Annotated in this window: 23 protein-coding genes and 1 pseudogene; 18 read left to right on the top strand and 6 right to left on the bottom strand. The window is 61.3% G+C overall.

Annotation, left to right across the window (positions count from 1 at the left end):
• Nucleotides 1–216: 216 nt before the first annotated feature.
• A complete protein-coding gene (locus CO670_RS26985) occupies nt 217–1,260 on the bottom strand; it encodes a LacI family transcriptional regulator (RefSeq protein WP_097593041.1) in 1,044 nt (347 codons plus the stop codon).
• Between the two features lie 453 nt (nt 1,261–1,713).
• Here CO670_RS26985 and CO670_RS26990 point away from each other — a divergent pair, with 453 nt between their 5' ends.
• The 11 genes from CO670_RS26990 to CO670_RS27045 all read left to right on the top strand — a co-directional run bounded on the left by CO670_RS26990 (nt 1,714) and on the right by CO670_RS27045 (nt 16,064).
• Nucleotides 1,714–2,949, top strand: a complete 1,236-nt coding sequence (locus CO670_RS26990; RefSeq protein ID WP_097593042.1) for an ABC transporter substrate-binding protein — start codon at nt 1,714–1,716, stop codon at nt 2,947–2,949.
• A 208-nt stretch (nt 2,950–3,157) separates the two neighbouring features.
• Complete coding sequence (locus tag CO670_RS26995) at nt 3,158–4,063, top strand: sugar ABC transporter permease (RefSeq protein ID WP_097593043.1); 906 nt, start codon at nt 3,158–3,160, stop codon at nt 4,061–4,063.
• Between the two features lie 4 nt (nt 4,064–4,067).
• Nucleotides 4,068–5,000: a carbohydrate ABC transporter permease gene (locus CO670_RS27000; protein WP_097593062.1), complete on the top strand. Its 933-nt coding sequence runs from the start codon at nt 4,068–4,070 to the stop codon at nt 4,998–5,000.
• Between the two features lie 4 nt (nt 5,001–5,004).
• Entirely contained in the window at nt 5,005–6,111 is a 1,107-nt protein-coding gene (locus tag CO670_RS27005) for an ABC transporter ATP-binding protein (protein WP_097593044.1), read from the top strand.
• A gap of 278 nt (nt 6,112–6,389) precedes the next feature.
• A complete protein-coding gene (locus tag CO670_RS27010; protein ID WP_097593045.1) occupies nt 6,390–8,849 on the top strand; it encodes a glycoside hydrolase family 2 protein in 2,460 nt (819 codons plus the stop codon).
• Nucleotides 8,850–8,888: 39 nt separating this feature from the next.
• Entirely contained in the window at nt 8,889–9,650 is a 762-nt protein-coding gene (locus tag CO670_RS27015; RefSeq protein ID WP_097593046.1) for a sugar phosphate isomerase/epimerase, read from the top strand.
• A gap of 8 nt (nt 9,651–9,658) precedes the next feature.
• A complete protein-coding gene (locus tag CO670_RS27020; RefSeq protein WP_097593047.1) occupies nt 9,659–10,792 on the top strand; it encodes a Gfo/Idh/MocA family oxidoreductase in 1,134 nt (377 codons plus the stop codon).
• 232 nt (nt 10,793–11,024) lie between these two features.
• Nucleotides 11,025–12,056: an L-glyceraldehyde 3-phosphate reductase gene (mgrA, locus tag CO670_RS27025; RefSeq protein WP_097593048.1), complete on the top strand. Its 1,032-nt coding sequence runs from the start codon at nt 11,025–11,027 to the stop codon at nt 12,054–12,056.
• Between the two features lie 240 nt (nt 12,057–12,296).
• Complete coding sequence (locus tag CO670_RS27035; protein WP_097593049.1) at nt 12,297–13,910, top strand: glycoside hydrolase family 43 protein; 1,614 nt, start codon at nt 12,297–12,299, stop codon at nt 13,908–13,910.
• A gap of 469 nt (nt 13,911–14,379) precedes the next feature.
• On the top strand, nt 14,380–15,306 hold the full coding sequence (locus tag CO670_RS27040; RefSeq protein ID WP_097593050.1) for an ABC transporter ATP-binding protein: 927 nt from the start codon (nt 14,380–14,382) through the stop codon (nt 15,304–15,306).
• Nucleotides 15,303–16,064, top strand: a complete 762-nt coding sequence (locus CO670_RS27045) for an ABC transporter permease (protein ID WP_088673697.1) — start codon at nt 15,303–15,305, stop codon at nt 16,062–16,064. The genes CO670_RS27040 and CO670_RS27045 overlap by 4 nt, the downstream gene beginning before the upstream one ends.
• A gap of 507 nt (nt 16,065–16,571) precedes the next feature.
• On the opposite strand, the gene CO670_RS27055 is transcribed toward CO670_RS27045, so the two are convergent.
• Nucleotides 16,572–17,009, bottom strand: a complete 438-nt coding sequence (locus tag CO670_RS27055; RefSeq protein ID WP_097593052.1) for an EamA family transporter — start codon at nt 17,007–17,009, stop codon at nt 16,572–16,574.
• Nucleotides 17,010–17,400: 391 nt separating this feature from the next.
• On the opposite strand from CO670_RS27055, the gene CO670_RS27060 reads away from it, so the two are divergent.
• Nucleotides 17,401–18,675, top strand: coding sequence for an MFS transporter (locus tag CO670_RS27060; RefSeq protein ID WP_097593053.1), 1,275 nt, complete (start codon nt 17,401–17,403; stop codon nt 18,673–18,675).
• A 17-nt stretch (nt 18,676–18,692) separates the two neighbouring features.
• Here CO670_RS27060 and CO670_RS27065 read toward each other — a convergent pair whose 3' ends face one another.
• Genes CO670_RS27065 through CO670_RS27075 form a run of 3 tightly spaced genes read right to left on the bottom strand, consistent with a single transcriptional unit; the run spans nt 18,693 to nt 20,410 of the window.
• A complete protein-coding gene (locus CO670_RS27065; protein ID WP_097593054.1) occupies nt 18,693–19,394 on the bottom strand; it encodes a TIGR02281 family clan AA aspartic protease in 702 nt (233 codons plus the stop codon).
• The gene (locus CO670_RS27070; protein WP_097593063.1) at nt 19,391–19,609 is read right to left on the bottom strand and encodes a DUF1289 domain-containing protein; all 219 of its coding nucleotides are present in this window, start codon (nt 19,607–19,609) and stop codon (nt 19,391–19,393) included. The genes CO670_RS27065 and CO670_RS27070 overlap by 4 nt, the downstream gene beginning before the upstream one ends.
• An 18-nt stretch (nt 19,610–19,627) precedes the next feature.
• The gene (locus tag CO670_RS27075) at nt 19,628–20,410 is read right to left on the bottom strand and encodes an adenosylcobinamide-GDP ribazoletransferase (RefSeq protein ID WP_097593055.1); all 783 of its coding nucleotides are present in this window, start codon (nt 20,408–20,410) and stop codon (nt 19,628–19,630) included.
• A gap of 157 nt (nt 20,411–20,567) precedes the next feature.
• Here CO670_RS27075 and cobT point away from each other — a divergent pair, with 157 nt between their 5' ends.
• Together cobT and CO670_RS27085 are read left to right on the top strand one after the other, a co-directional pair.
• Nucleotides 20,568–21,584, top strand: a complete 1,017-nt coding sequence (gene cobT / locus CO670_RS27080) for a nicotinate-nucleotide--dimethylbenzimidazole phosphoribosyltransferase (RefSeq protein ID WP_097593056.1) — start codon at nt 20,568–20,570, stop codon at nt 21,582–21,584.
• A 10-nt stretch (nt 21,585–21,594) separates the two neighbouring features.
• Nucleotides 21,595–21,978, top strand: a complete 384-nt coding sequence (locus CO670_RS27085; RefSeq protein ID WP_097593057.1) for a diacylglycerol kinase — start codon at nt 21,595–21,597, stop codon at nt 21,976–21,978.
• A gap of 1 nt (nt 21,979) precedes the next feature.
• Here CO670_RS27085 and CO670_RS27090 read toward each other — a convergent pair whose 3' ends face one another.
• Nucleotides 21,980–23,515: a HAMP domain-containing sensor histidine kinase gene (locus CO670_RS27090; RefSeq protein WP_088673704.1), complete on the bottom strand. Its 1,536-nt coding sequence runs from the start codon at nt 23,513–23,515 to the stop codon at nt 21,980–21,982.
• Between the two features lie 106 nt (nt 23,516–23,621).
• Between CO670_RS27090 and CO670_RS27095 the strand changes: the two genes are divergently transcribed.
• The 4 genes and pseudogenes from CO670_RS27095 to CO670_RS27115 form a co-directional block, all read left to right on the top strand.
• Nucleotides 23,622–24,179 carry a thermonuclease family protein gene (locus CO670_RS27095; protein WP_097593058.1) on the top strand — a complete coding sequence of 186 codons (558 nt, stop codon included), beginning with the start codon at nt 23,622–23,624 and terminating at the stop codon, nt 24,177–24,179.
• 4 nt (nt 24,180–24,183) lie between these two features.
• Nucleotides 24,184–24,816, top strand: a complete 633-nt coding sequence (locus CO670_RS27100; RefSeq protein ID WP_097593059.1) for a uracil-DNA glycosylase family protein — start codon at nt 24,184–24,186, stop codon at nt 24,814–24,816.
• 69 nt (nt 24,817–24,885) lie between these two features.
• A complete protein-coding gene (locus CO670_RS27105) occupies nt 24,886–25,374 on the top strand; it encodes an Lrp/AsnC family transcriptional regulator (RefSeq protein ID WP_004678404.1) in 489 nt (162 codons plus the stop codon).
• Between the two features lie 674 nt (nt 25,375–26,048).
• Nucleotides 26,049–26,166, top strand: a pseudogene (locus CO670_RS27115) (porin); the annotation flags it as partial.

The raw sequence follows: 26,166 nt of genomic DNA on the forward strand, positions 1-26,166 counted from the left end.
TTCTCCTCCAAGAATGTTGCCGCTACACTTGGTAAAATACTCATGAATTACATGTCTATGCAACCGCTAATCATTAATGGTGGGTGATATCGACTGTCGGCTTGATATGGATGCTGTCATTCCCGGAGGGAATTCTGTGCCAAATCAAGACGATGGAGCGTTCCTGGCGTGCCCTTTCGAGCGCGCCTCAGGCTCCGGTGTACGGAAGCAGGGGTCCTACTTCTCGCCCTCCGGCCAGATCGGCTGGCTGATGCTCTGCAGCAGTTCCGGTTCGACGCCGTCGATGCGGGCGATGACGGCCTTGGCCATTTCGCGGCCGGCCTGGCGGACGTCTTCCTGGGCGGTGATGATCTCAGGGCGGATCCAGTTGAGGATCGGCACGGATTGCTTGGAGACCATGTCGAGATCGCGGCCGAGCGCCTTGCCGGCGGCCTCGATGCCGGCATTGACGGCGATCGCCGCGCTGCCGGCCGAACAGACGATCCCGTCGGGGGCGTTGGCCGAACGCATCATCACCTCGATGATGTCGCGGATATCGGCAAGCGGCGCATCGGTGTTGATGCGCAGCGGCACCTCCTCGGCGCCGTAATCATGCAGGCCGGTTTGGAAGCCGATCCGGATATGGGCGTAGTAGGTGAGCTTGCTCGGCGGCTGCAGCAGGGCGATGCGCCGCCGGCCGCGCCTGACGAGCCGCTCCACCGCCTGATGGGCGAAGGCCTCGTTGTCGAAATCGTGGAAGGGGTGCGTGAGACCGGCATCGGTGCGCCCATGCGTGGCAAAGGGCATGCCGCGCTCGGTCAGAAGCCGCACGCGCGGATCGTCCGGCTCGATGCGCGAGATGATGACGCCGTCGGCCGAGCCGGTCTCGAGGATATAGCGGACCGGCAGCATCGGGTCCTTGCTGTGGGAGTGCGGCGTGACGACGATATGATAGGGCGTGCCGGACAGCACCTCCGATATGCCGAAGACCATCTGGCTTGAGAAGCCCATGATCTCCTCATCGATGCTGAGGACGAGGGCGATGACGTTGGTCTTGCCGGTGCGCAGGCGCACGCCCGCCCTGTTCGGCTGGTAGCCGAGCTGGCGGGCGACCATGCGCACCCGCTCCTTGGTTTCGGCCCCGATATCCGGCGCATCCTTCAGTGCGCGCGATACCGTCGTTACGCCGAGGCCGGTCATGAAGGCGATCGTCTTCAACGTCGGGCGCTCGCGCGTCACCGCCGTCGATGCCGCTTGTCCGAAATTTCCTTTGTTTTCCATCCCTGTAGGCCGCCCTGCGCGAATTGGTCTCGCTTATAGAGGCTTTTTCAGGCGCCGTAAGCCCGCCGCCTGCCAAAATCGCGCCTCCCTGAAGAATGCAATCTGTAACGATACAGTAGAAATGTCGAGTGTTTTTTCTTGTGTGCGTCGCAATATCATTCGCATAGGTTGAATCGGCGTTTTCCTCACGATTTTTCCGCAGCTGCGAAAAGGGCGACGCGAGGGCTGAAATTACATGATCAAATTATACCTTTATCTTCAATTATATAAATGGACAGCGCATATGCGGAAAAGCCGAAGGAAGTTCCGATTTAGAGAGTGTGGCGGGGCGGCCGGGAACAGTCAGAAGTAGCAATCCGGATCTTTAAGGAAAAATTTACAGGCGGGCAGTTGCGTGTGGAAATCGATTGATCTAAGTTTTTCCGGCAACGTTTCAGTGAGGGAGGAGAACTCATGAAAATCCGTATGATGGCGGCTGTGCTTGCCGCTTCGGCCGCGCTTCCGCTCGGCGCAGCCAATGCTACCGATCTCGAAGTCACGCATTGGTGGACGTCCGGCGGCGAATCGGCTGCCGTCGCCGAGCTGGCCAAGGCCTTCGACGCCACCGGCAATCACTGGGTCGACGGCGCTATCGCCGGTTCCGGCGGCACGGCCCGTCCGATCATGATCAGCCGCATCACCGGCGGCGATCCGATGGGCGCCACGCAGTTCAACCATGGCCGTCAGGCCGAGGAACTCGTTCAGGCCGGCCTGATGCGCGATCTGACCGACGTCGCCACCGCCGAGAAGTGGAAGGACATCATCCGTCCGTCGAGCCTGCTCGACTCCTGCACCATCGACGGCAAGATCTACTGCGCTCCCGTCAACATCCACTCCTGGCAGTGGCTGTGGCTCTCGAACGCCGCCTTCAAGAAGGCCGGCGTCGAAGTGCCGAAGAACTGGGACGAGTTCGTCGCTGCCGCTCCGGCTTTGGAAAAGGCCGGCATCCTTCCGCTCGCCGTCGGCGGCCAGCCGTGGCAGGCCGCAGGCGCCTTTGACGTTCTGATGGTCGCGATCGCCGGCAAGGATACGTTCAACAAGGTCTTCAAGGACAAGGACGCCGAAGCCGCTGCCGGCCCCGAGATCGCCAAGGTCTTCAAGGCCGCCGACGATGCGCGCCGCATGTCCAAGGGCACCAACGTCCAGGATTGGAACCAGGCGACCAACCTCGTCATCACAGGCAAGGCCGGCGGCCAGATCATGGGCGACTGGGCGCAGGGCGAGTTTGCGCTGGCCGGTCAGAAGGCCGGCACCGACTATACCTGCCTGCCGGGCCTCGGCGTGAACGAGATCATCTCGACCGGCGGCGACGCCTTCTACTTCCCGCTCCTGAAGGACGAGGAAAAGTCCAAGGCGCAGGCCGTGCTCGCCAAAACCCTGCTCGACCCCAAGACCCAGGTTGCCTTCAACCTGAAGAAGGGCTCGCTGCCGGTGCGCGCCGACGTCGATCTCGCCGCCGCAAACGACTGCATGAAGAAGGGTCTCGATATCCTGGCGAAGGGCAATGTGATCGAAGGCACCGACCAGCTGCTTTCGGCCGACAGCCAGAAGCAGAAGGAAGACCTCTTCTCCGAATTCTTCGCCAATCCGTCGATGACGCCGGAAGACGCCCAGAAGCGTTTCGCCGAAATCATCGCTTCGGCCGACTGATCCTCGGTCCTCAAGCTCATCGGATCCGGTCCTGCTGTTCGCAGGGCCGGATTGTGCCGCCGGATCTCTGATACCGGCGAGAGCTTCCGCAGCCGGCTGCACGAGCGCGTATGCGTGGAGTGCGTGACGGCTTCGGATAGGGACGGGAAGGGCAGCCGTTCAGACGGCGTCCCGATCACCGAAGCGACCGCGCTTCAGGAGGAAACCTATGACAGGTCAAGCGAAAGCCGGCCGGCCGTTTAAATTGCTGCGCAATCTGAATTCGAAGATTGCCTCCATTCCCATGATCCTCACCGCCATGGTCATCTTCGTCGGCGGCACGATCTGGACCGTGTTCTATTCCTTCACCAATTCCAAGCTTCTGCCGCGATTGACCTTCGCCGGCATCGAGCAATATGAGCGTCTCTGGGCCGCGCCGCGCTGGGTGGTGTCGATCCAGAACCTGGCGATCTACGGCATCCTGTCGTTGATCTTCAGCCTGGTCATCGGGTTCCTGCTGGCGGCTCTGATGGATCAGAAGATCCGTTTCGAGAACACCTTCCGTACGATTTTCCTCTATCCCTTCGCGCTGTCCTTCATCGTCACCGGTCTCGTCTGGCAGTGGATTCTCAATCCCGACTTCGGCGTGCAATTCGTGGTGCGCTCGCTCGGCTGGACGAGCTTCACCTTCAATCCGCTCTATACGCCCGAAATCGTCATCTACGGCATTCTGATCGCGGCTCTCTGGCAGGGCACCGGTCTCGTCATGTGCCTGATGCTTGCCGGCCTGCGGGGCATCGACGAGGACATCTGGAAGGCCGCGCGCGTCGACGGCATTCCAATGTGGAAGACCTATCTGCTGGTCGTCATCCCGATGATGCGGCCGGTCTTCATCACCACGATCGTCATCATCGCCTCCGGCATCGTCAAGGTCTACGACCTCGTCGTGGCGCAGACATCGGGCGGTCCGGGCATCTCGTCGGAAGTGCCGGCGAAATATGTCTACGACTACATGTTCCAGGCGCAGAATCTCGGCCAGGGCTTTGCCGCCTCGACCATGATGCTCGTCACGGTCGCCATCATCATCATTCCCTGGGCGTATCTGGAATTCAGCGGAGGGCGCAAGCGTGTCTGACAATATCGCTCTCAAATCAGTCGATGGCGGCGGCGTCCCCTTCGAAGGCAAGGCGGTTTCCGGTCCGGCCGGGCCGAAGCCGCGGCCGATGATTTCGCCGCGCAACATCATCATCTACGGCACGCTGTTCGTGGCCGCCGTCTACTACCTGATCCCGCTTTACGTGATGGTCGTCACCTCGCTCAAGGGAATGCCGGAAATCCGGCTCGGCAACATCTTCTCGCCGCCGATGGAAATCACCTTCGAACCCTGGGTGAAGGCCTGGGCGACGGCCTGCACCGGTCTGAACTGCGACGGTCTTTCGCGCGGTTTCTGGAATTCGGTGCGCATCACCGTGCCGTCGGTCATCGTTTCGATCGCGATCGCCTCGGTCAACGGCTATGCGCTGGCGAACTGGCGCTTCAAGGGATCGGAGTTCTTCTTCTCGGTCCTCATCATCGGCGCCTTCATTCCCTATCAGGTGATGATCTATCCGATCGTCATCATCCTGCGCGAAATCGGCATCTACGGCACGCTGACCGGCCTCATCATCGTGCATTCGATCTTCGGCATGCCGATCCTGACGCTGCTCTTCCGCAACTACTTCGTGTCGCTGCCGGAAGAGCTGTTCAAGGCGGCCCGTGTCGACGGGGCGGGCTTCTGGCAGATTTTCCTGCAGATCATGCTGCCCATGTCGCTGCCGATCTTCGTCGTGGCGATGATCCTGCAGGTGACCGGCATCTGGAACGACTTCCTGTTCGGCGTGGTCTTCACCCGGCCGGATACCTATCCGATGACCGTGCAGCTCAACAACATCGTCAACTCAGTCCAGGGCGTGAAGGAATACAACGTCAACATGGCAGCAACGATCCTCACCGGCCTGGTGCCGCTGATCGTCTATTTCGTCTCCGGGCGGCTTTTCGTTCGCGGCATCGCCGCAGGCGCAGTGAAGGGGTGATCACATGAACATGAATTCAACTGTCTCCAATTCGAGCGTCTCCATCAAGGATCTGTCGCTGAATTTCGGCGCCGTCAGCGTGCTCAAGGATCTCAACCTCGAAATCAACGACGGCGAGTTCCTGGTGCTGCTCGGCTCGTCCGGCTGCGGCAAGTCGACCTTGCTGAACTGCATCGCCGGCCTGCTCGACGCCTCGGAAGGGCAGATCTTCATCAAGGGCAAGAACGTCACCTGGGAGGAGCCGAAGGACCGCGGCATCGGCATGGTCTTCCAGTCCTACGCGCTCTATCCGCAGATGACCGTCGAGAAGAACCTCTCCTTCGGCCTGCGCGTTGCCAAGGTGCCGCAGGCCGAGATCGACAAGCGTGTGGCGCGCGCCGCCGAGATCCTGCAGATCCAGCCGCTCCTGAAGCGCAAGCCGGCCGAGCTTTCCGGCGGTCAGCGCCAGCGCGTGGCGATCGGCCGGGCGCTGGTGCGCGATGTCGACGTCTTCCTGTTCGACGAGCCTCTGTCCAATCTCGACGCCAAGCTGCGCTCGGAGTTGCGCGTCGAGATCAAGCGCCTGCACCAGTCGCTTGAGAATACGATGATCTATGTCACGCACGACCAGATCGAGGCGCTGACGCTTGCCGACCGCATCGCCATCATGAAGAGCGGCATCATCCAGCAGCTCGACGATCCGACGACGATCTACAACCGGCCGCGCAATCTCTTCGTCGCCGGCTTCATCGGCTCGCCGTCGATGAATTTCCTGCGCGGCGAACTGGTCAAGACAGGCGACGGAATTGCCTTCGTGGCGAACGGGGTCAATTTCTCGCTCGCCGCCTACGAAGCCAACGAGGCGCTGCAGCCCGGCCGCAAGGTGGTGCTCGGCGTTCGCCCCGAGCACATCAAGGTCAACGAGAATACCGGCGGCGAGGAACATGACGCCACCGTCGATATCGAGGAGCCGATGGGCGCGGACAATCTTCTGTGGCTCAAACATGCCGGCCATACGATGTCGGTCCGCGTCAACGGCGCCCGCCGCTTCAATGTCGGAGCCAAGGTGAAGCTGAGTTTCGACATGGCGCTGGCTTCGGTGTTCGATGCGGAGAGCGAGCTGCGGCTCTAGACGGTTCTGCGGATTGAGGGCACTAGCCGGGGCGAGTTTGACGAAAGGGCCAACCCCGCCCTCCGTCATCCTCGGGCTTGACCCGAGGATCCATGCCCGTTGCTGCAGGTGGATGTGGTGTAGATCCTCGGCTCAAGCCCGAGGATGACGGAGAGCGGAGTGGGCGGATGAGGACAGAAACGACACGTCTCTGACGAACGACCAGGTGAAAGCCACCGCACAGTGACATTTGCCCTTCCTTCAAGACCACAACCCTTTTCAAAATCGGAAATGAAATCGTGACGCAACAACCGCTCCCCTCCAGCATCGACCTTTCCGGATCGTGGCAGCTGACCTCCGTCGATGGTGAGATCCGCACGGCGATTGCGCTGCCGGGCGATGTGCATACGGCGCTTCACCGGGCCGGTCTGATCCCCGATCCCTATTTCGGCCGCAACGAGGAGAAGGTGCAGTGGGTCGCCCAGCGTGAATGGGCGGTCGAGCGCAGCTTTACGCTGCAGGAGGCGGAGGGCGACTGGTATCTCGATGTCGATTATCTCGACACCGTCGCCAGCGTCTACGTCAACGGTTTCCTGGCGCTCGAAGCCGATAACAGCTTCCGCCGCTACCGGCCTGATGTTTCCAGCATGCTGAAATCGGGCGACAACGTCATCCGCATCGTCTTTGCTTCCAACCCCGGCGTCGGAGCCGCGCGGCAGAAGCAGCAGCCGTTCTACATTCCCTACAGCACCGGCAATTCGCCGATCCCCGACGGCAACATGCTGCGCAAGCCGCAATGCCATTTCGGCTGGGACTGGAATATCGCCATTGCGCCGCTCGGCCTTTACGGCACGATCGCGCTCAAGAAGCTCGAGACGGCGCGCATCGAGCATGTCGTTATCCGCCAGACCCACAACAATGACGGCTCCGTCGATCTGACGGTGACGGCGAGCCTCCATGCCAAGCATGCCGGCATCGCCCAGGTCTATTTCGATCTCGACGGCGAGCGCGTGCGCCTCGATGTCGGCGTCAAGGGCGAGACTGATGTCAACTATCTCTTCCATATCGACACGCCGCGCCTGTGGTGGCCGTCCGGCAGCGGCGAGCAGGCGCTCTACACGCTTTCGGTCGAGCTGTCCGACGAGGTGGTGACGAAGCAGATCGGCCTTCGCACCATCGAGCTGATCACCACGCCGGATGCTTCAGGCGCTCGTTTCGCCTTCGAGGTCAACGGCCGCGAGATCTTCTGCCGCGGCGCCAACTGGATCCCCGCCGACGCGCTCTATTCGCTGTCTTCGCCCGAGAGGACGGAAGATCTGCTGCAGTCGGCGAAAGCCGCCAATATGAACATGATCCGCGTCTGGGGCGGCGGCTTCTACGAGCAGGATCATTTCTACGACATCTGCGACCGGCTGGGCCTGATGGTCTGGCAGGACTTCATGTTTGCCTGCAACCTCTATCCTTCGACCGAAGACTTTCTCGATAATGTGGCGATCGAGGTCGATTACCAGGTGCGCCGGCTCTCCTCGCATCCCTCGATCGCGCTCTGGTGCGGCGACAACGAGCTTGTCGGTGCGCTGACCTGGTTCGAGGAATCCAGGAAGGACCGCGACCGCTATCTCGTCTCCTACGACCGCCTCAATCGCACGATCGAGCAGGCGGTGAAGAAGGCGCTGCCCGGCGCGCTCTGGTGGCCGTCGAGCCCGGCCTCCGGCTATCTCGATTTCGGCGATGCCTGGCATGCCGATGGTTCCGGCGACATGCATTACTGGTCGGTCTGGCACGAGAACAAGTCGTTCGACAATTATCGCTCGGTGCGGCCGCGCTTCTGCTCGGAATTCGGCTTCCAGTCCTATACCTCGCTGCCTGTCATAAGGACCTATGCCGAGGAGAAGGATATGAACATCGCTTCTCCCGTCATGGAACTGCACCAGAAGAATGCCGGCGGCAACGAGCGCATCGCCGGCACGATGTTCCGCTATTTCCGCTTCCCGAAGGACTTTCCGAACTTCGTCTATCTCTCCCAGATCCAGCAGGGCCTGGCGATCAAGACGGCGGTGGAATACTGGCGCTCGCTCAAGCCCCATTGCATGGGCACGATCTACTGGCAGCTCAACGACACCTGGCCGGTCGCCTCCTGGTCGAGCCTCGATTATGGCGGGCGCTGGAAGGCGATGCATTATCTCGTCAAGCGCTTCTTCCAGCCGGTGGCGGTTGCCGCCATTGCTTCCGAAGACGGCAAGACGATCCGCTTCTCGCTTGTTAACGACACGCTCGCCGATGTCAGCGTCGATCTTTCGATCTCGCTGCTGACGATGAAGGGTGAACGGAAGCACCTGAAGGACGTGCAGGCGGTCTGCTCGCCGGATGCGGCGGTGACGGCTGCGACCGTCGACGTTTCCGAAATCGGCGAGGGGACGCTGCTTGCCTGGCGTTTCACCGCGTCGAACGGCATGGGCGGCGAGGGGCACCATGTCAACGGCACCTACAAGGCGCTGGAGCTGGAGCCGTCAGGGCTTGTCGTCACCCATGAATATGTCGAGGCGAGCGGCGCCGTCGACATCAACGTCACTGCTAGGGGACTTGCGCTCTTCGTGATGATCGAGAGCGAGACGGACGGCAAATATTCCGACAACGCCTTCGATCTTGCGGCCGGCGAGAGCCGCCGCATCACCTTCACCCCGGCACATCGGCTCGAACGCGGCAAGCTGCCGGATTTCCGGTTCTACGACCTGCATTCCTGCCAATCGGCGGATTGATCCTTCCCAAGCGTGGGCACGAGGCCCAAGGAGAACATGATGACGAAACTCAGCTACCAGCTCTACAGCGCGCGTAATTTTCAGCCCTATTCGGCGATTTTCGAGAAGCTCGGCAAGGCGGGCTATGCCGAAGTCGAAGGTTTCGGCGGCATCTATGCCGATCTCGACGATGCCGGTCTGAAGAGCCTTCGCGCCGAGCTCGACAAGAACGGCCTCGTCATGGCGAGCGGCCATTTCAGCCCCGATTTCCTGGAGAAGGAAGTCCAGAAGTCGCTCAACATCGCCAAGATCCTCGGCATGGATTCGATCTATGCGCCGCATCTGGCGGCTGACCAGCGCCCCTCTGACGCCGCCGGCTGGACCGCCTTCGGCAAGCGTCTGCAGGAGATGAGCAAGCCTTACAAGGAAGCCGGCTACGAGTTCGGCTGGCACAACCATGACTTCGAATTCGTCAAGCTGGCCGACGGCTCGCTGCCGATCGAGCGGATCTTCGAAGGCGCGCCCGATATTTCCTGGGAAGCCGATATCGCCTGGGTCATCCGCGGCGGCGCCGATCCCTTCGCCTGGATCGAGAAGCTCGGCTCGCGTATCACCGCAGTCCACGTCAAGGACATTGCGCCGGCGGGCGAGGCGAAGGACGAGGACGGCTGGGCCGATGTCGGCCACGGCAAGGTCGAGTGGGCCAAGCTGATTGCGGCGCTTCGCGGCAGCAAGGCCAAGCACTTCGTCGTCGAACATGACAACCCCAAAGACATCGACCGCAACATCGGCCGCTCGATCGCATCCTTCAAGACTTATTGAGGCACATCATGACCAGGGAACTTGGCGTCGGCATCATCGGATGCGGCAACATCTCCACCACCTATTTCTCGCTCGCACCGCTCTTCAAGGGGCTGAAGGTGCTGGCCTGCGCCGATATCAACGTGCAGGCCGCCGAAGCCCGCGCCAAGGAATATGGCGTGAAGGCACAGACGATCGACGCGCTTCTCGCCAATGACGAGATCGACGTCGTCGTCAACCTGACCATTCCGGATGCGCATTTTCCGGTATCGAAGGCAATCCTCGAAGCCGGCAAGCACGTCTATTCGGAAAAGCCGCTGGTGCTTTCGCTGGAGCAGGGCGAAGAGCTTCGCCGCATCGCCAAGGCGAAGAACCTCGCCGTCGGCTGCGCGCCGGACACCTTCCTCGGCGGCGCCCATCAGCTCGCCCGCAAGTTCATCGACGATGGCGGCATCGGCCGGGTAACCTCCGGCGCCTGCTATGTCATGAGCCCCGGCATGGAAATGTGGCATCCGAACCCGGACTTCTTCTTCCTGCCGGGCGGCGGTCCGATCCTCGATCTCGGCCCGTACTACATCGCCAACCTGATCAACCTGATCGGCCCGGTAAAGCGCGTCGGCGCCATGACCTCGATGGCATCGGCAACCCGCACGATCACCAGCCAGCCGCGCAACGGCGAGATCATCCCGGTCAAGACGCCGACGACGATCCAGGCACTGCTCGAATTCGTCAACGGCGCCACGGTGACGCTGTCGGCAAGCTGGGATGTGTGGTCGCATCGTCATGCCAATATGGAGCTCTACGGCACCGACGGCTCGCTCTACGTGCCGGACCCGAACTTCTTCGGCGGCACCGTCGAGGCAAGCGGCCGCGACAAGGACATCAAGCCGCTGGAAGACTGGGACCATCCCTTCGGCAAGATCAACCAGGAAAGCCCCAGCGGCTCGCGCGCCAACTACCGCACGGCCGGCCTTGCCGACATGGCGATGTCGCTGATCGAGGGGCGTGACGCACGCTGCTCGCTCGACCGTACGCTGCACGGCGTCGACGTGATGACCTCGATCCTGAAGTCGGGCGAGGAGGGGCGGTTCATCGACCTCACCACGACCTGCACCCAGCCGGCCGCGCTCGGCATCGAAGAGGCGCAGGCGCTGTTGAAGTGATAGGATAGCGTTAGAATCGTTGTGCCGAGATTGCCCCTCACCCTAACCCTCTCCCCGTAAAGAACGGGGAGAGGGGACATGCCAAACGCAGGGTCGAGATTTAAGCGAGCGGGCGCGGCATACCCCTTCGCCCCGTTTACGGAGAGAAGGTGGCGGCAGCCGGATGAGGGGCAGACTCCTTAGTCAGGTCCTGCGGGGCATCAAGAGAGATATTTTTAGTAAGGAGAGTTTCATGAGCTGGCAACCGGCCGAAGACCGCTATTCGAAGATGAAATATAACCGCACGGGCCGTTCCGGCCTGAAGCTGCCGGCCGTTTCCCTCGGACTCTGGCACAATTTCGGCGGCGACACGCCGCATGACCGCAAGATCGACATGTGCCGCACGGCCTTTGATCTCGGCATCACCCATTTCGACCTCGCCAACAATTACGGCCCGCCTCCCGGCAGCGCCGAGACCGCTTTCGGCGAGATCCTGCGCACCGAATTTGTCGGGCTTCGCGACGAGCTGATCATCTCCTCGAAAGCCGGCTACGACATGTGGCCGGGTCCCTATGGAGAATGGGGCAGCCGCAAGTATCTGATCGCCTCCTGCGACCAGAGCCTGAAGCGCATGGGTCTCGACTATGTCGACATCTTCTATTCGCACCGTTTCGACCCCGACACGCCGCTCGAGGAAACCTGCGGTGCGCTCGACCATATCGTCCGCTCCGGCCGGGCGCTCTATGTCGGCATCTCCTCCTATAATTCGCAGCGCACCCGTGAAGCCGCCGCGATCCTCAAGAGCCTCGGCACGCCGTGCCTGATCCACCAGCCGAGCTATTCGATGCTCAACCGCTGGGTCGAGGACGACAAGCTGCTCGATACGCTCGACGAGGCCGGCATGGGCTCGATCGTGTTCTCGCCGCTCGCCCAAGGCATGCTGACGACGAAATATCTCGGCGGCATACCGGCCGATAGCCGCGCCGCCCAGAACCATTTCCTGAAGCGCGACTTCATCCGGCCTTCGATCATCGATAATATCAGGAAGCTCAACGAGATCGCCGAGCGCCGCGGCCAGACGCTGGCGCAGATGGCGATCGCCTGGGTGCTGCGCGGCGGACGCGTGACCTCGGCGCTGATCGGCGCCAGCCGCTCGTCGCAGATCGTCGATTGCGTCAAGGCGCTGGATAATCTGGAATTTTCGGCCGAGGAGCTTGCAGAGATCGACGTCTACGCCCGTGAGGCGGATATCAATCTTTGGGCGAAGTCGGCGGAGCGGGAGTAGGGAAGGCGAGAGAGCGATCCACAGGAGAGTGGAGACTGAGGGTTACCACCATCTCCCTCATCTCTGTGCTCGTCACAGAGATCCAGCCAGCCCAAGTCATTGGGCTGAAAAGACTCTTTTGCCGCGCAGACACGCGGCGGCTGGATTCCTGTGACGAGCACAGGAATGAGGGTGGGGAGGTGAGGTAACCGCCCACATTTGACGTACGTACCACATAAAAACCTCGGAGGAGGCCACACTATGATCCGCAATCCCATCCTGCCGGGGTTCAATCCCGATCCGTCGATCTGCCGTGTCGGCGACGATTATTACATCGCGACCTCCACCTTCGAATGGTATCCCGGCGTACAGATCCACCATTCGCGGGACCTGGTGAACTGGACGCTGGTGCGCCGGCCGCTGGAGCGCCGGTCTCAGCTCGACATGAGGGGAAATCCCGACAGCTGCGGCATCTGGGCGCCGTGTCTTTCCTATGCGGACGGACAGTTCTGGCTTGTTTATACCGACGTCAAGCGCTTCGACGGTAATTTCAAGGATGCGCCGAATTACATCGTCACCGCGCCTTCGATCGAGGCCGAATGGTCCGATCCGGTCTATGTCAATTCTTCCGGCTTCGATCCCTCGCTCTTCCACGACGATGACGGCCGCAAGTGGTTCGTCAACATGCAGTGGAACCACCGCACCGAAAGCTTCGGCGGCTCGCCGAAATCGCCCGCCTTCGACGGCATCCTGCTGCAGGAATGGGACCCGGCGGCGAAGGCGCTGAAAGGCCCGATCAAGAACATCTTCGCCGGCAGCCCGCTCGGCCTTGTCGAGGGACCGCATCTCTTCAAGCGCAACGGCTGGTATTATCTGACGACTGCCGAGGGCGGCACCGGCTATGATCACGCCGTCACCATGGCGCGCTCGCGCCGCATCGAAGGGCCCTATGAGATGCACCCGAACATGCATCTCATCACCTCCAAGGATCATCCGGGCGCGGTGCTGCAGCGGGCAGGGCACGGCCAATATGTCGAGACGCCGGATGGTCAGGCCTATCACACCCATCTCTGCGGCCGGCCGCTGCCGCCGAAGCGGCGCTGCACGCTGGGACGCGAAACGAGCCTGCAGAAGTGCGTCTGGCGCGACGACGACTGGCTCTACCTGGAGAATGGCACCACGGTTCCCGATGTCGATGTGCCGGGCCTCTTCGGCGCGGTGCCGGCGGAAAAGCCGATGCGCACCGAGTACGGTTTCGACGGTGGCCAGCTGCCTGGCGATTTCCAGTGGCTGCGCACGCCCGAGCCTCAGCGCATCTTCAACCTGACGGACCGGCCTGGGCATCTCAGCCTGATCGGGCGGGAAAGCATCGGCTCCTGGTTCGAGCAGGCGCTGGTCGCCCGCCGGCAGGAGCATCACAGCTTCCGCGCCGAAACCGTGATCGAGTTCTCGCCTGACACCTATCAGCAGGTGGCGGGGCTGACGCATTATTATAATCGCCACAAGTTCCACGCACTGGCTGTGACGCTTCACGAGACGCTCGGCCGCTGCGTCACCATCCTCTCCTGCAACGGCGACTATCCGAACGGACGCCTGAGCTTTCCTGCCGAAAGCGGTGTCGCCATATCAGCCGAGGGCCGCGTCCAGCTCGCCATGGAAATCCGCGAGAACGACCTGCAATTCTTCTGGCAGACCGAAGGGATGGGCGCCTGGCAGCCGATCGGCCCGGTTCTCGATGCCGGCGTGATTTCCGACGAAGGCGGGCGCGGCGAACACGGCTCCTTCACCGGCGCCTTTGCCGGCATGTTCGCCTTCGATACGTCGGGACGCGGGAAGGTCGCCGATTTTGATTGGTTCAACTACGACGAGTTGTGAGGGAGCACTCCCCCGCGTTACTCCCCACAAAAAGAAAGCCGGCGCGGGGGCCGGCTGAGACGAACGCGGCTGGACAGGGGATACTGGCCGGTTCCAAGCACTTGGTGACTGACAATAACTTTCATTACATGCCGAGGCAGCGGAAAAGGCGCAACGAGAACGCCGAAGGACGGCTCCGCAAAGGAATGGGCGGCGGGGCGGATGCCGGTGCTTGCCTCGGCTCTCTTATCGGGCATGAAGATCACCGGATGATGACATTCCAAACCGGCCGTCAGCTTTCTTTTCACCGCAGGACCGGTCGCTGCGGTCATCGCCAAAAAGCCGGCTATCGCAGCATGTCGCTAGTGGGATACTTTGCCGTCGTTGGTGTTGCGTGAATGCAGTGTTCACGTTCCCGAAGGATGTCAAAGCTGTCACAGACAGCTTATATAGCGGGCCGAAATACTTTCCGAATCCGCAAGAGTCCTGCATGGCCCCCATCATTTCCGTTCAGAACCTCACAAAGACTTATGCCAATGGCTTCGAGGCCCTGAAAGGCATCAACCTCACCGTCGAGAAGGGCGAGATCCTGGCGCTGCTCGGGCCGAATGGCGCGGGCAAGACGACGTTGATCTCGATCATCTGCGGCATCGCCAATCCGAGCGGCGGTCAGGTGCTGGTCGCCGGTCACGACGTGGTGAAGGATTTCCGCGCCACCCGCTCGATGATCGGACTGGTGCCGCAGGAGCTGACCACGGATCAGTTCGAAACGGTGTTCAACACGGTGAGCTTTTCGCGCGGGCTGCACGGCAAGAAGGCCAATCCGGCCCATATCGAGAAGGTGCTGCGCGCCCTTTCGCTCTGGGACAAGAAGGACAATATGCTGCGTCAGCTCTCCGGCGGCATGAAGCGGCGCGTGCTGATCGCCAAGGCGCTCTCCCATGAGCCGGATATTCTTTTCCTCGACGAGCCGACCGCCGGCGTCGACGTGACGCTGCGCAAGGACATGTGGCATGTCGTCGAAGGGCTTCGGGCCTCCGGCGTCACCATCATTCTCACCACCCATTACATCGAAGAGGCCGAGGAGATCGCCGATCGCGTCGGCGTCATCAATGGCGGCGAATTGCTGCTCGTCGAGGACAAGGCGGCGCTGATGGCCAAGCTCGGCCGCAAGCAGCTGATCCTCGATCTCGCTGAACCGCTGGAACGGCTGCCGGATTGTTTTGCCGGCAACGGACTGACGCTGGAAGCCGGCGGCAACCGGCTGACCTATGATTTCGACACCGACAACGAGCAGGAGAGCATTGCGGCGCTGCTGACCAGACTCGGCGAGAACAATATTCATTTCAAGGATCTCTCGACGCGGCAGAGCTCGCTCGAAGACATCTTCGTGGCGCTGGTAGGAGCGGGCAAATGAACTTCGAGGCGGTCAAATCGATCTATTTCTTCGAGATGGCGCGCACGCGCCGCACACTGCTGCAGAGCGTCATCTCGCCCGTCATCTCGACCTCGCTTTATTTCATCGTCTTCGGCGCGGCGATCGGCTCCCGCATCCAGGAAGTGGAAGGCGTGTCTTATGGTGCCTTCATCACGCCCGGTCTGATCATGCTGACATTGCTCGGCCAGTGCATCAGCAACGGTTCCTTCGGCATCTATTTCCCGAAATTCACCGGCACGATCTATGAGGTGCTTTCCGCGCCAGTGGCGATGACGGAGATCCTGCTCGGTTATGTCGGGGCGGCCGCCACCAAAGGCGTGATCATCGGCGCGATCATTCTCCTGACCGCCAATCTCTTCGTCGACGTCAGGATCGAGCATCCCTTCATGATGATCCTGTTCTTCCTGCTAACGGCGATCACCTTCAGCCTGTTTGGCTTCATGATCGGCATATGGGCCGGCAATTTCGAGCAGCTGAACCTGATCCCGATGCTGGTCGTGCCGCCGCTGACCTTTCTCGGGGGCAGCTTCTATTCGGTCAGCATGCTGCCGCCCTTCTGGCAGGCGGTCAGCCATTTCAACCCGGTGCTTTATCTGGTGAGCGGCTTCCGCTGGAGTTTCTACGGGATCGCCGACGTCAACCCCGTCATCAGCCTGGCGATGATCACGGTGTTCCTGGCGATCTGCCTGGGAACGCTCGGGTGGGTCTTCAAGACCGGCTATCGGCTGCGTAACTGATGCGCTCTAAAGGAGCGCCGTAATTTCAACATCAAGATTGCTCAGCAAGGCTTGGTTGGTTCATGGGGCAATCGGGATGGGTGGCAGCAATGTGTTCGGATGTTTCGCAATCGCCACTATCTTCTGCCTAGCTCCGCAGCAGAGTCTGTCGGAGGAGACCACCCATCCCATCAGGGTTACCTATGCCGTGGCGATCGAGGGAAAGGAGCCTTTCTCTGCTGAGGTATCATGCCTTCCTGACAGTACCTGCAGCCTCGCCGATCAAAGCGAACCCAGTATCAATCTTGCGATCACATTGTATTCGGGCTCAGGGGCGAATGGTGAATTGAGCATTCATTGCTCGCCAAATCCTTGCTCCTTTCAAAACTCGCGAGCTCAGCTAGAATTCTCTGGTCGGCGAGCGACTGTCGATATTTTGTCGGGTGAGGCTGACTCTGGTATCACGACTCTGCTGGTTGTAAGGCGACGCCAGCGGATCGGTGAAGTTCTCATCTCTTATTGATTCGCTCATGCACTGCTGACGAGAAGGGCGCCTGACAGGATGAGGAGGGTGCCTATGGCAAGCTTGACTATGTTCAGCTCGGAGGCTTCGCCAAGAAAGACGGCAGCGATTGCTAGCGTCACCAGCACGTTGCAGCTCCAGATCGGAGCGAGTTTCGAGACTGGGACGCCATAGGCAAAGAGCGTGAAGCTGATGAGCCCGGTGCCGGCAGCGAAGCAGGCGCCTGCAGTTGCCGCGAAACCAAGGCCCTCGGTGGTCCATGGGGCCGGGCGCCAGATCAGTGCGGCGATCAGGCCCGATATGGCGCAGGCGGCGCCGAAAGCGATCAGATAGATGGCGGAGCCGGTCGCAGCCACCGCACTCTGTTTCTGGAAGATGGCGGTGATGCCCCAGAAAATGGCGGGCAGAATGCCGCCGAGGACGATCGGCCAGAGTGAATTCATCGCGAAACTCCTGTCGCACCCATGGGTCAGGACCTCCGCCTCAGGCGAAGGCCGGTCGAGCATGCGGGGTGCCACCAGACTAGGAGTTTCTTTTTGCTCTTTGTGGTCTTGTTGTTTGCGGGTGAAGGTGGCAGATCCGGCCCGTGCCGTAAAGCGCATCTTCCCTGAATGCGCGTTGACGAGACGCGAATTCCTTTCTAGTTGTAGCGGCTATGAAGATCGTAATGGTTCTCGTCGTGGTGATAGGGCGCATGGGCAGGATGGTGTAACCATCCGGCGATCAGCTCCATGCGCGGTCAATCAAGCTCCTGACGGGGCTTTTTTTGTGCCCTGAATTTGCGCTTCGCCTCGTCAGACTTCCCCACAATCTCGATGACAGACGGGCAAGACCATGACACGCGACGATTCCGCGCAGACTTCCGCCAGCCGCATGACCGAGGAGACGGCTATGGCCGCGACCGCAGCGCCGCGGCGCTCGATCCTTCTCCTGCTGACGGCGCTCTCCGTGCTGCCGGTGAATATCTATCTTCCGGCGCTGCCCAACATTGCGGCTGCATTCCAGGCGGATTTCGCGCTCGTCAATCTTTCGATTGCCGGTTATGCGATCATCAGTGCGCTGACGGAGGTCATCGCAGGCGCGATGTCGGACCGATATGGGCGCCGGCCCGTCGCGCTGGTTGCCGTTTCCATTTTCATCGTCGCGTCGATCGGCTGCGCTTTGGCTCCCACTATCGGTGTTTTCCTGCTGTTTCGCGTCATGCAAGCGTCCATCGCCGCCTGCTTCTGCGTTGCCCTCGTCGTCATCAAGGAGACGGCGGGCGAACGTCAGGCCGCCAACAGGATCGGCTACGCCGCCATGGGATGGGCGATCGCGCCGATGCTAGGCCCGACCTTCGGCGGCGTGCTGGACGAACTCTTCGGCTGGCGGGCGATCTTCGTGACCCTTGCATTGCTCGGCACAGCGATCCTCGCCATATCCATGCGCGAATTGAAGGAAACCGCCGGACACGCGTCGAGGCCGAGAGGCAACTACTTCGCCTCCTATGGGCAGTTGCTGAGTTCGGCGCGGTTCTGGGCCTACGCACTGTGCATGGCCTGCTCCACGGGCACTCTCTATATCTTTCTCGGAGGCGCATCACTTGCCGTTGGCGCGTCGCTCGGCGGATCAAGCGCGAAACTCGGCTTCTTTATGGGAATGGTGCCCGCGGGATTTATCTTCGGCAGTTATCTCGCTGCCCGATTCGCCGGTAGCTCGCTGAGCAAGACCCTTGTCGCCGCACGCCTGTCGACCTGCATGGGTCTGTTACTGGGGCTGGTTCTCTCCATCTCCGGCCTCACGCATGTCCTGGCATTTTTCGGACCTTGCGTCTTCATCGGCATCGGCAACGGATTGACCTTTCCTGCCGCGAACCTCGGCGTCATGTCGATTCGCACCAATCTCGCAGGCACCGCGGCGGGGCTTGCGGCCGCCATGTCGATCGCCGGCGGAGCGTTGATCGCTTCGATTGCGGGTCTGTTTCTTCAGGCGGCAGGCGCAGTTCCGACGCTCTTCCTGATGTTGCTGACATCGGCATCGCTTGCCTTGTCGGCAGCGCTTTTCGCGGCTTTTATCGAACGGCGATCGACGGAGCGGCTTCCTCGCGGAGAGCCTGCAGAAAGCGGCTGATTAGCGAGCTTAGTTGTTTAGTCCCGCATACGCAGTTCGTCGGTCTGCATCTGCAGGGAGCCCAGCGTTTCCAGGAAGCTCATGCCGAGCAGGCTCTGGTCGAGCCGGCCGTCCTCGGCGACGCTGGCTGCGACATTGTTGCGGACGATCGGGCCGACCGCGACCTGATCGAGCGTGATGGGCGCCGCGCGGCTGCGGCCGTTGGCGGTCATGACCGTCATCGAATAGGTGAGGCGGGACAGATCGATCCCGATTCTTTGGGCGTCCTCATGCGAAAGCGCCACCATGCTGGCGCCGGTATCGACGAGCATTTCGATCGTCTGGCCGTTGACGCTGACATCGGCCTCGAAATGGCCGTTCAGCAGCTTGTGCAGGATCACTTCCTGGCCGCCCTCGCTTGTGGTGACGACGACGGCGCGGCCGGGAACGAGGCCGGCCAGCAGCCGGTTGCCGACGCCGAGCGCTTCCTGGCGATAGAGGTAGACGGTGGCGAGCGCCAGGATGATGACGAGCCAGATCATCAGCTGGCGCATCGTCTCGCCGACGCTGCGCCGGCTCGCCCAGATGCCTGCCGACAGCATCAGCGCGATCGGCAGCAGGTAGATGAAGCGGCCGAATTCTTCGCTCTGCAGGCCGAGGATGCGGCTGCTGTCATTGTTGACGATCAGCACGGCAAGGCCGATGCCGATCACGACGAGGAGGAGGGTGAGACGAATCATAAAGGCCGCTCCGGCGCGCCGGCAAAGTTTGTTTTTGTCTGGTTGGAGCCCATGTCGGCGCCCGAAAGCCTTGCCGGCAGCAGCGCCATGATCCGGCGTCTCTCGGCATCGGAATAACCCATCCAGCCGCCGATTTCCTGGAGAGTCCGGCCGCATCCGGTACAAAATCCGGAGCCGGGATCCATTGAGCAGACGTGGATGCAGGGTGTTTGCATGAGAGACATATCGGGGTTTCAGAGAGCCGTGGCAAGGGCGCAGATGGCGGCGATTTCGCAAATCTGCTGCATTGCGCCGAGCGTGTCGCCGGTGTGGCCGCCGAGCTTGCTGCGAATGAAGGCGGTGAAGGCGAGCCCCGCAATTCCGGTGGCGAGCAGGCTCGCAACGAGCGGCAGCAGGCCGAATGCCGGCCAGATCAGCAGGGCGCCCAGGAGGCCGGCGGCGGTGAGCGCAAACTGCATCGCCGCTTCATCAGGCTGGCCGGTGGAGGCGGCGATGCCATCGGCCTTTGCCGGCGGCAGCCGCTGCCAATGCCAGGCGATGGCGCCGCGGCTGAGAGCGGCGACGGCGGGGATGGCGAGAGCGGCCGCAAAGGCCGGGGAATCGCCTGTGATGGCGGAGAGTGCTGCGGCGCGGATCGTAAAGGAAAGGATCAGTGCTATTGCGCCGTAGGTGCCGATCCGGCTGTCCTTCATGATCAGAAGGCTGTGTTCGCGGCTCTTGCCGCCGCCGATGCCGTCGGCCGTGTCGGCGAGGCCATCCTCGTGCAGCGCCCCCGTTACGGCGACCTGGACGGAAAGCGCGATCAGCGCCGACATCAGAGGATCGGCCCGCAGGCCCAAGAGAAGGAGAAGGGCGAGGGCAGGGATGAAGCCGAGGACGATGCCGGCGAAGGGAAATGCGCGCACCAGCCGGCCGAGCCTGCCGTCATAGCCTTCGAACAGCCATTGCGGCATGGGAATGCGGCTCAAGAAGGCGACGGCGCGGGCGGCATCGACCGCATGATCCTTGATCTTCATTCTGCTTCATCCGCCGGAGGTCGCGGCGCTTTTGGAGTTGTTCGCGTCGTCCGCCCGCTTTAAGAGAGTTGCCACCGCAAACAAGCTGATTTGCTCGACGCAAACAAGTGGTTTGCGTGAAAACAAGAATACCCGGATTCATAGGATAACCGCACAGATGAGCGTTTCAGGCCTGCCGTTCGACGATTTCCGTACCCTGCTCCGCGACCTGCCGGGACCGGATGCCCGAGCGCTGGTGGCCGCGCGCGAACGCGATGCGCAGCTGACCAAGCCGCCCGGCGCGCTCGGACGGCTGGAGGAAATCGCTTTCTGGCTTGCCGCCTGGACCGGTCGGCCGCCTGCCGTCAACCGGCCGCTGGTGGCGATCTTCGCCGGCAATCACGGTGTGGCGAGGCAAGGCATCACGCCCTTTCCGCCCGCAGTGACGCAGCAGATGGTGGAGAATTTCGCGGCCGGCGGCGCTGCCATCAACCAGATCTGCGTCGCCTATGACCTCGGCCTGAAAGTCTTCGACCTAGCGCTCGATTACCCCACCGGTGACATTACCGAAGAGGCAGCGCTTTCCGAGCGCGATTGCGCCGCGACCATGGCCTTCGGCATGGAGGCGATTGCCGGCGGCACCGACCTGCTCTGCATCGGCGAAATGGGCATCGGCAACACCACGATTGCCGCAGCGATCAACTATGCGCTCTACGGCGGCTCGGCGCGCGACTGGGTCGGACCCGGCACCGGCTCGGAAGGCGAGATGCTGGAGCGCAAGACCGCGGCGGTGGAAAAGGCGGTGGAGCTGCACAGCGACCATCTCGACGATCCGCTGGAGATCATGCGGCGCCTCGGCGGCCGCGAGATAGCGGCGATGGCCGGCGCCATCCTTGCCGCGCGCATGGAGCGCATTCCCGTGCTGATCGACGGCTACGTCGCCACCGCGGCGGCGGCGATCCTGAAAGCCGCCAATCCGTCCGCGCTCGACCATTGCCTGATCGGCCACGTCTCCGCCGAGCCGGGACATCTGCGCGCCATCGAGATGCTCGGCAAGACGCCGCTTCTGGCGCTCGGCATGCGTCTCGGCGAAGGCACTGGAGCGGCGCTCGCCGCCGGCATCGTCAAGGCGGCCGCCGCCTGCCATTCCGGCATGGCGACGTTTGCCCAGGCAGGTGTGAGCGGCAAGCATTAGGAGGGGTATCTTGACGAAGCCTGCGGTGACCAAGGAGACCGGATTTCGGCATTTCATCGCAGCCGCCAGCTATTCCTGGGCCGGCTTCCGGCGTGTGCTGAAAGAGGCGGCCTTCCGCCAGGAGCTCGGCTTCTTCTTCGTTTCGCTCGCGGCGCTGGCGCTGGTCGGGGCGAGCGCCGGCGAGATCGTCGTCGCGGTGATTCTGTTTCTCGGGCTGTTTTCGATGGAGGCGATGAATACCGCCGTCGAGGAAGTGATCGACCGGATTTCACCGGAGATTTCGATCGTCGGCAAACATGCCAAGGATCTCGGCTCCTTTGCGGTATCCTGCATGATCGCCGCCTGCTGCCTCTATCTGGCTTTCGTGCTCGGCAAACACCTGTTCTTCGGCTGAATCACGCGAAACTCTTGCGCTTGCGGGCGACGGCCTGCGCCTCTTCGACCGCCGGCAGGCTCTGGAGCACGCGCTTGGCGGGCAGGATGGCGATCACCTCGGTGCCCTCGCGCAGCTTCGATTTCAGCAGGAACTGCCCGTCATGCTTGGCAAGGATCGCCTGGACGATCGGCAGCCCGAGGCCGGTGCCTTGTTCGGCGCTCTTGATGGCGATCGAGCCCTGGCCGAAAGCCGACAGTACGACGGGAATCTCGTCTTCCGGAATGCCTGGGCCGTTGTCCTTGATCGAGATGTACTGGCCGCCGCCGGCCGTCCAGCCGACCTTGACGTGGATCTCGCCGCCCTGCGGCGTGAACTTGACGGCGTTGGAGAGAAGATTGAGCACCACCTGGCGCATCGACTTCTCGTCCGCCCAGATGGCCGGCAATTGCCGCTCGAACTGATCCGATATGGCAATGTTCTTGGCGCGGGCGCGCAGCTGGACCATGCCGATGCAATCCTCGGTGATATCGAGAAGGGAGATCGCCTCCTCGCTCAGCTCGTATTTGCCGGCTTCGATGCGCGAGAGGTCCAGGATCTCGTTGATGAGATCGAGCAGATGCTGGCCGGAGCGGTGGATGTCGCCGGCATATTCCTTGTAGGTCGGATTGGCGAGCGGCCCCAGCACTTCCGCCGACATGACCTCGGAGAAACCGAGGATGGCGTTGAGCGGAGTCCTGAGTTCGTGCGACATGGAAGCGAGGAAGCGGGATTTGGCAAGATTCGCCTCTTCGGCGCGTCGGCGGGCCTCGTCCGACATGGACTTCGCCACTTCCAGCTCGGCGATGAGATCGTCCTTTTCCGACTGGTAGGAAAGGATCATCAGGTTCGACCGGAAAAGCCGGTCGCTGATATAGCTGAAGAAGACGACCGTGGTGGTGAAGACGGCAGTCAGGCTGATTTCGAGGAAGTCACGCGACAGGCCGCTCTTGGCGGTGAGCGCCACCACCGCCGGTGCGAAAGCGACCAGCACGGAGGGCGTCAGCATGAAATTCGACATCGCCGTGACGGAAAGCGCGATCAGCAGCGTCGCGCCCTTATAGAGAATGAAGCTCGACGGCTCGCAGGTGTCGCAGCCCTGCAGCGCGAAGACAGCCCAGCAGCAGCCGAGCAGAAATTGGCCGGCGAGCAGCAAACGACGCCATCTGCGGGCGCTCTCGGCAGTGATCTCCTGGCGGCGCGCGCGCCGCGCAAGCAGGATATTGCCGGTGTGGCAGGTGAGCGTCAGCAGCGCCCAGAAGAGCAATTGCGTGTTCTGAGTAAAGTAAACACCGAGCGCCGTAATGATGACGACGAAGAGCGGCATGATCGTTGCGCCTTGCAGCGCCGATGCCACATACATCTTAAGTACATCGCGGTCGAAGGAAGAATTGGACGCATGACCAGACTGAAGACGTTCGCGGGTCTGCCGCACGGCCTTGGAAACGGCCTTGTTGCGGTGGCTACGCGACTTGTCGACGATAATTTTGTCGGTCGATGTGCTTACGCCGGTACTCATGTGCACGTTGAAACTTCATCCCAGGGTGGATAAGAGCCTAACCGACAATTCTTAAGAAGATGTTTGCCATCTTTGCCAAGGATTTGTTTTTTAAGGAGGCGAAAGCGTGACAAGAGGCCTGCGCCTGATTCGCGACGGCGTAACGGCATTTGCCTTGCTGGCGCTCATCGCGCTGATCGCCGCCAAGCTCAACGATGCGGCAAGAATCGAGCATGCGGGCGCATTTCACGCTGCCGACGGCGACAGCCTGACATTGGGGGAGGAACGTTTGCGCCTCGAAGGAATCGATGCGCCGGAGCTCCATCAGAGCTGCGAGAGAGCCGGGAAGGCCTGGGCCTGCGGGCGTGCGGCGCGGGAAGCGCTGCAGGCCATGGTGCTGACCGCAGGGACGGTATGCCGGGGCAATCGCCGCGACCGTTACGACAGGCTGCTCGTCGTCTGCCGGAATGGTGCGCGCGGTGACATCAATGCCGCCATGGTGCGCGGCGGCATGGCCATCTCCTATGGTGATTATGGCAGGGAGGAGGCTGAGGCGAGGGCTGCCAAAGCGGGCCTTTGGGCCGGGACTTTCGAGAGGCCGCGCGACGTGCGCGACCATGCGCGCCAAAGCTCGGGTTTCGACAGCGCTCTGCGCTTCATCGGGCAGATCGCCGGATGGGAGTAAAGACATGACCGACGAAGCCAGGCTGGAGGCGCTGCGGCAGGAGATCGGCCGCTGCCGCATCTGTCGTGATGCACCGGCAAAGGGCCTCGAAGACCGACTGCCGCATGAACCGCGGCCTGTGGCGGTGATCTCGTCGACAGCGCGCATCCTGATCGCCGGGCAGGCGCCTGGGATTCGGGTTCACGAGAGCGGGCTGCCGTTCGACGACGCCTCCGGCGACCGGTTGCGGTCATGGCTCGGCGTCGACAGGGCAATCTTCTACGACCGCGACCGATTCGCCATCGTGCCCATGGGTTTCTGCTTCCCCGGCTACGACGACAAGGGCTCCGATCTGCCGCCGCGCCGCGAATGCGCGCCGTTCTGGCGGCAAAGGGTGATCTCGGCCATGCCGCAGATCGAACTGGTGCTGGTCATCGGCCAATATGCGCAGGCCTGGCATATGGCCGGCGAGGGGCGGGGCAATATGACGGAGACGGTGCGGGCATGGCGCGACAGTCTTCTTTCCGACCGGTCGCCCGCCGTACTGCCCCTGCCGCATCCGAGCTGGCGCAACAGCGGCTGGCTGAAGCGCAATCCATGGTTCGAGGAAGAATTGCTGCCGATCCTGCGGGAACGGACGAAAAAGCTGGTTTCCTGAAACAAAATTCTTTTCGCCGCCCGGAATCGGGTTATACAAAGAAAATAATTCGAAAGGACTGTTGTGCGCATGGACCGCCTCGACCGAAAGATACTGCGTCTTCTGCAAGAAGATTCGACCCTTGCCGTTGCCGATCTGGCCAAGAAAGTGGGGCTTTCGACGACGCCTTGCTGGCGGCGCATCCAGAAGATGGAAGAGGATGGCGTCATCAAGCGCCGGGTCGCCATCCTCGATCCCGAGAAGGTCAACACCAAAGTTACTGTTTTCGTGTCGATTCGCACGGCCACCCATTCGATCGAATGGCTGCGGCGTTTTTCCGAGGTGGTTGCCGAGTTCCCCGAGGTGGTCGAGTTCTACCGGATGAGCGGCGACGTCGATTATCTCCTGCGAGTCGTCGTGCCTGATATCGCTGCTTATGACGCTTTCTATAAGCGAATGATCGCCAAGATCGAGATTCGCGACGTCTCTTCGGCTTTCGCGATGGAGCAGATCAAGTATTCGACTCAGTTGCCGCTCGATTACATGATCCTCGAGAACGCCAAATCCAACGAGGACTGAGTCCAGGCGAGCCTTCGCTATCCTATGCTGATGTACAACTGCATGGGGAATGAGGCCGGATCGGCATTTCGTTATAGGCGGAAATGCGGCCGATCCGGCGGGCTGAGATCAAAATGGGCGGCTCAGACTGTAGAAAAGCCGCGGGAATAGCAAAAAAATGCTCGAATCCTGCCGGAATCCAGAAAAATACATAGCCCGGTAACCATTGCCGAGCTATGGTGACTGGAACCAGTGAGGCCAATGTCATGATTTTGACTCATTGGTATCGAAATCAGAACATCATGTTCTAAACTGCCATCTTGCATGTGTTGAGTAGCTGGCGGTAGAATTTATTCGCTTCACCAGTATGTTCGACGGGGGTCGGACGGTGAAGAATTTGACAAATGGGGTGTAACGTTTGCGGCTTGCGATGGAGGATTTCCGTCGCGGAGCCGCTTGTTGTGTTTTCAATCTAAATATCTGAAGTTGTTGTATAAAAATCACGTTGCCGGGGAAAGTTGGCTGGCGCAGCCTATCTGGCGTGCATCGAGAATTGCTTGATTAAGCCCGGTATGGGATGACGGTTTGGCGGTTCGATCGATCCGCACGCCGAGATGGCTGTTCAAACTGGGCCGGCTTCAAATCGACTACCCGATGGGAAATCAGCCCCGATCGACAAAGGAATGGATTGGTAAATGAACATCAGAATGGTTTTGCTTGCATCAGCAGCAGCATTTGCTGCATCGACGCCGGTTCTTGCAGCTGACGCTATTGTTGCTGCTGAGCCGGAACCGGTTGAATATGTTCGCGTCT

Source organism: Rhizobium sp. J15 (genome assembly GCF_002531825.1).
Classification (GTDB): domain Bacteria; phylum Pseudomonadota; class Alphaproteobacteria; order Rhizobiales; family Rhizobiaceae; genus Rhizobium.

Excerpts from the sequence above, each read along its gene's own strand:
- CO670_RS26985 (WP_097593041.1), bottom strand. The coding sequence starts at position 1,260 with ATGGAAAACAAAGGAAATTTCGGACAAGCGGCATCGACGGCGGTGACG.
- CO670_RS26990 (WP_097593042.1), top strand. The coding sequence starts at position 1,714 with ATGAAAATCCGTATGATGGCGGCTGTGCTTGCCGCTTCGGCCGCGCTT.
- CO670_RS26995 (WP_097593043.1), top strand. The coding sequence starts at position 3,158 with ATGACAGGTCAAGCGAAAGCCGGCCGGCCGTTTAAATTGCTGCGCAAT.
- CO670_RS27005 (WP_097593044.1), top strand. The coding sequence starts at position 5,005 with ATGAACATGAATTCAACTGTCTCCAATTCGAGCGTCTCCATCAAGGAT.
- CO670_RS27015 (WP_097593046.1), top strand. The coding sequence starts at position 8,889 with ATGACGAAACTCAGCTACCAGCTCTACAGCGCGCGTAATTTTCAGCCC.
- CO670_RS27020 (WP_097593047.1), top strand. The coding sequence starts at position 9,659 with ATGACCAGGGAACTTGGCGTCGGCATCATCGGATGCGGCAACATCTCC.
- mgrA (WP_097593048.1), top strand. The coding sequence starts at position 11,025 with ATGAGCTGGCAACCGGCCGAAGACCGCTATTCGAAGATGAAATATAAC.
- CO670_RS27035 (WP_097593049.1), top strand. The coding sequence starts at position 12,297 with ATGATCCGCAATCCCATCCTGCCGGGGTTCAATCCCGATCCGTCGATC.
- CO670_RS27040 (WP_097593050.1), top strand. The coding sequence starts at position 14,380 with ATGGCCCCCATCATTTCCGTTCAGAACCTCACAAAGACTTATGCCAAT.
- CO670_RS27045 (WP_088673697.1), top strand. The coding sequence starts at position 15,303 with ATGAACTTCGAGGCGGTCAAATCGATCTATTTCTTCGAGATGGCGCGC.
- CO670_RS27055 (WP_097593052.1), bottom strand. The coding sequence starts at position 17,009 with ATGAATTCACTCTGGCCGATCGTCCTCGGCGGCATTCTGCCCGCCATT.
- CO670_RS27060 (WP_097593053.1), top strand. The coding sequence starts at position 17,401 with ATGACACGCGACGATTCCGCGCAGACTTCCGCCAGCCGCATGACCGAG.
- CO670_RS27065 (WP_097593054.1), bottom strand. The coding sequence starts at position 19,394 with ATGATTCGTCTCACCCTCCTCCTCGTCGTGATCGGCATCGGCCTTGCC.
- CO670_RS27070 (WP_097593063.1), bottom strand. The coding sequence starts at position 19,609 with ATGCAAACACCCTGCATCCACGTCTGCTCAATGGATCCCGGCTCCGGA.
- CO670_RS27075 (WP_097593055.1), bottom strand. The coding sequence starts at position 20,410 with ATGAAGATCAAGGATCATGCGGTCGATGCCGCCCGCGCCGTCGCCTTC.
- cobT (WP_097593056.1), top strand. The coding sequence starts at position 20,568 with ATGAGCGTTTCAGGCCTGCCGTTCGACGATTTCCGTACCCTGCTCCGC.
- CO670_RS27090 (WP_088673704.1), bottom strand. The coding sequence starts at position 23,515 with ATGAGTACCGGCGTAAGCACATCGACCGACAAAATTATCGTCGACAAG.
- CO670_RS27100 (WP_097593059.1), top strand. The coding sequence starts at position 24,184 with ATGACCGACGAAGCCAGGCTGGAGGCGCTGCGGCAGGAGATCGGCCGC.
- CO670_RS27105 (WP_004678404.1), top strand. The coding sequence starts at position 24,886 with ATGGACCGCCTCGACCGAAAGATACTGCGTCTTCTGCAAGAAGATTCG.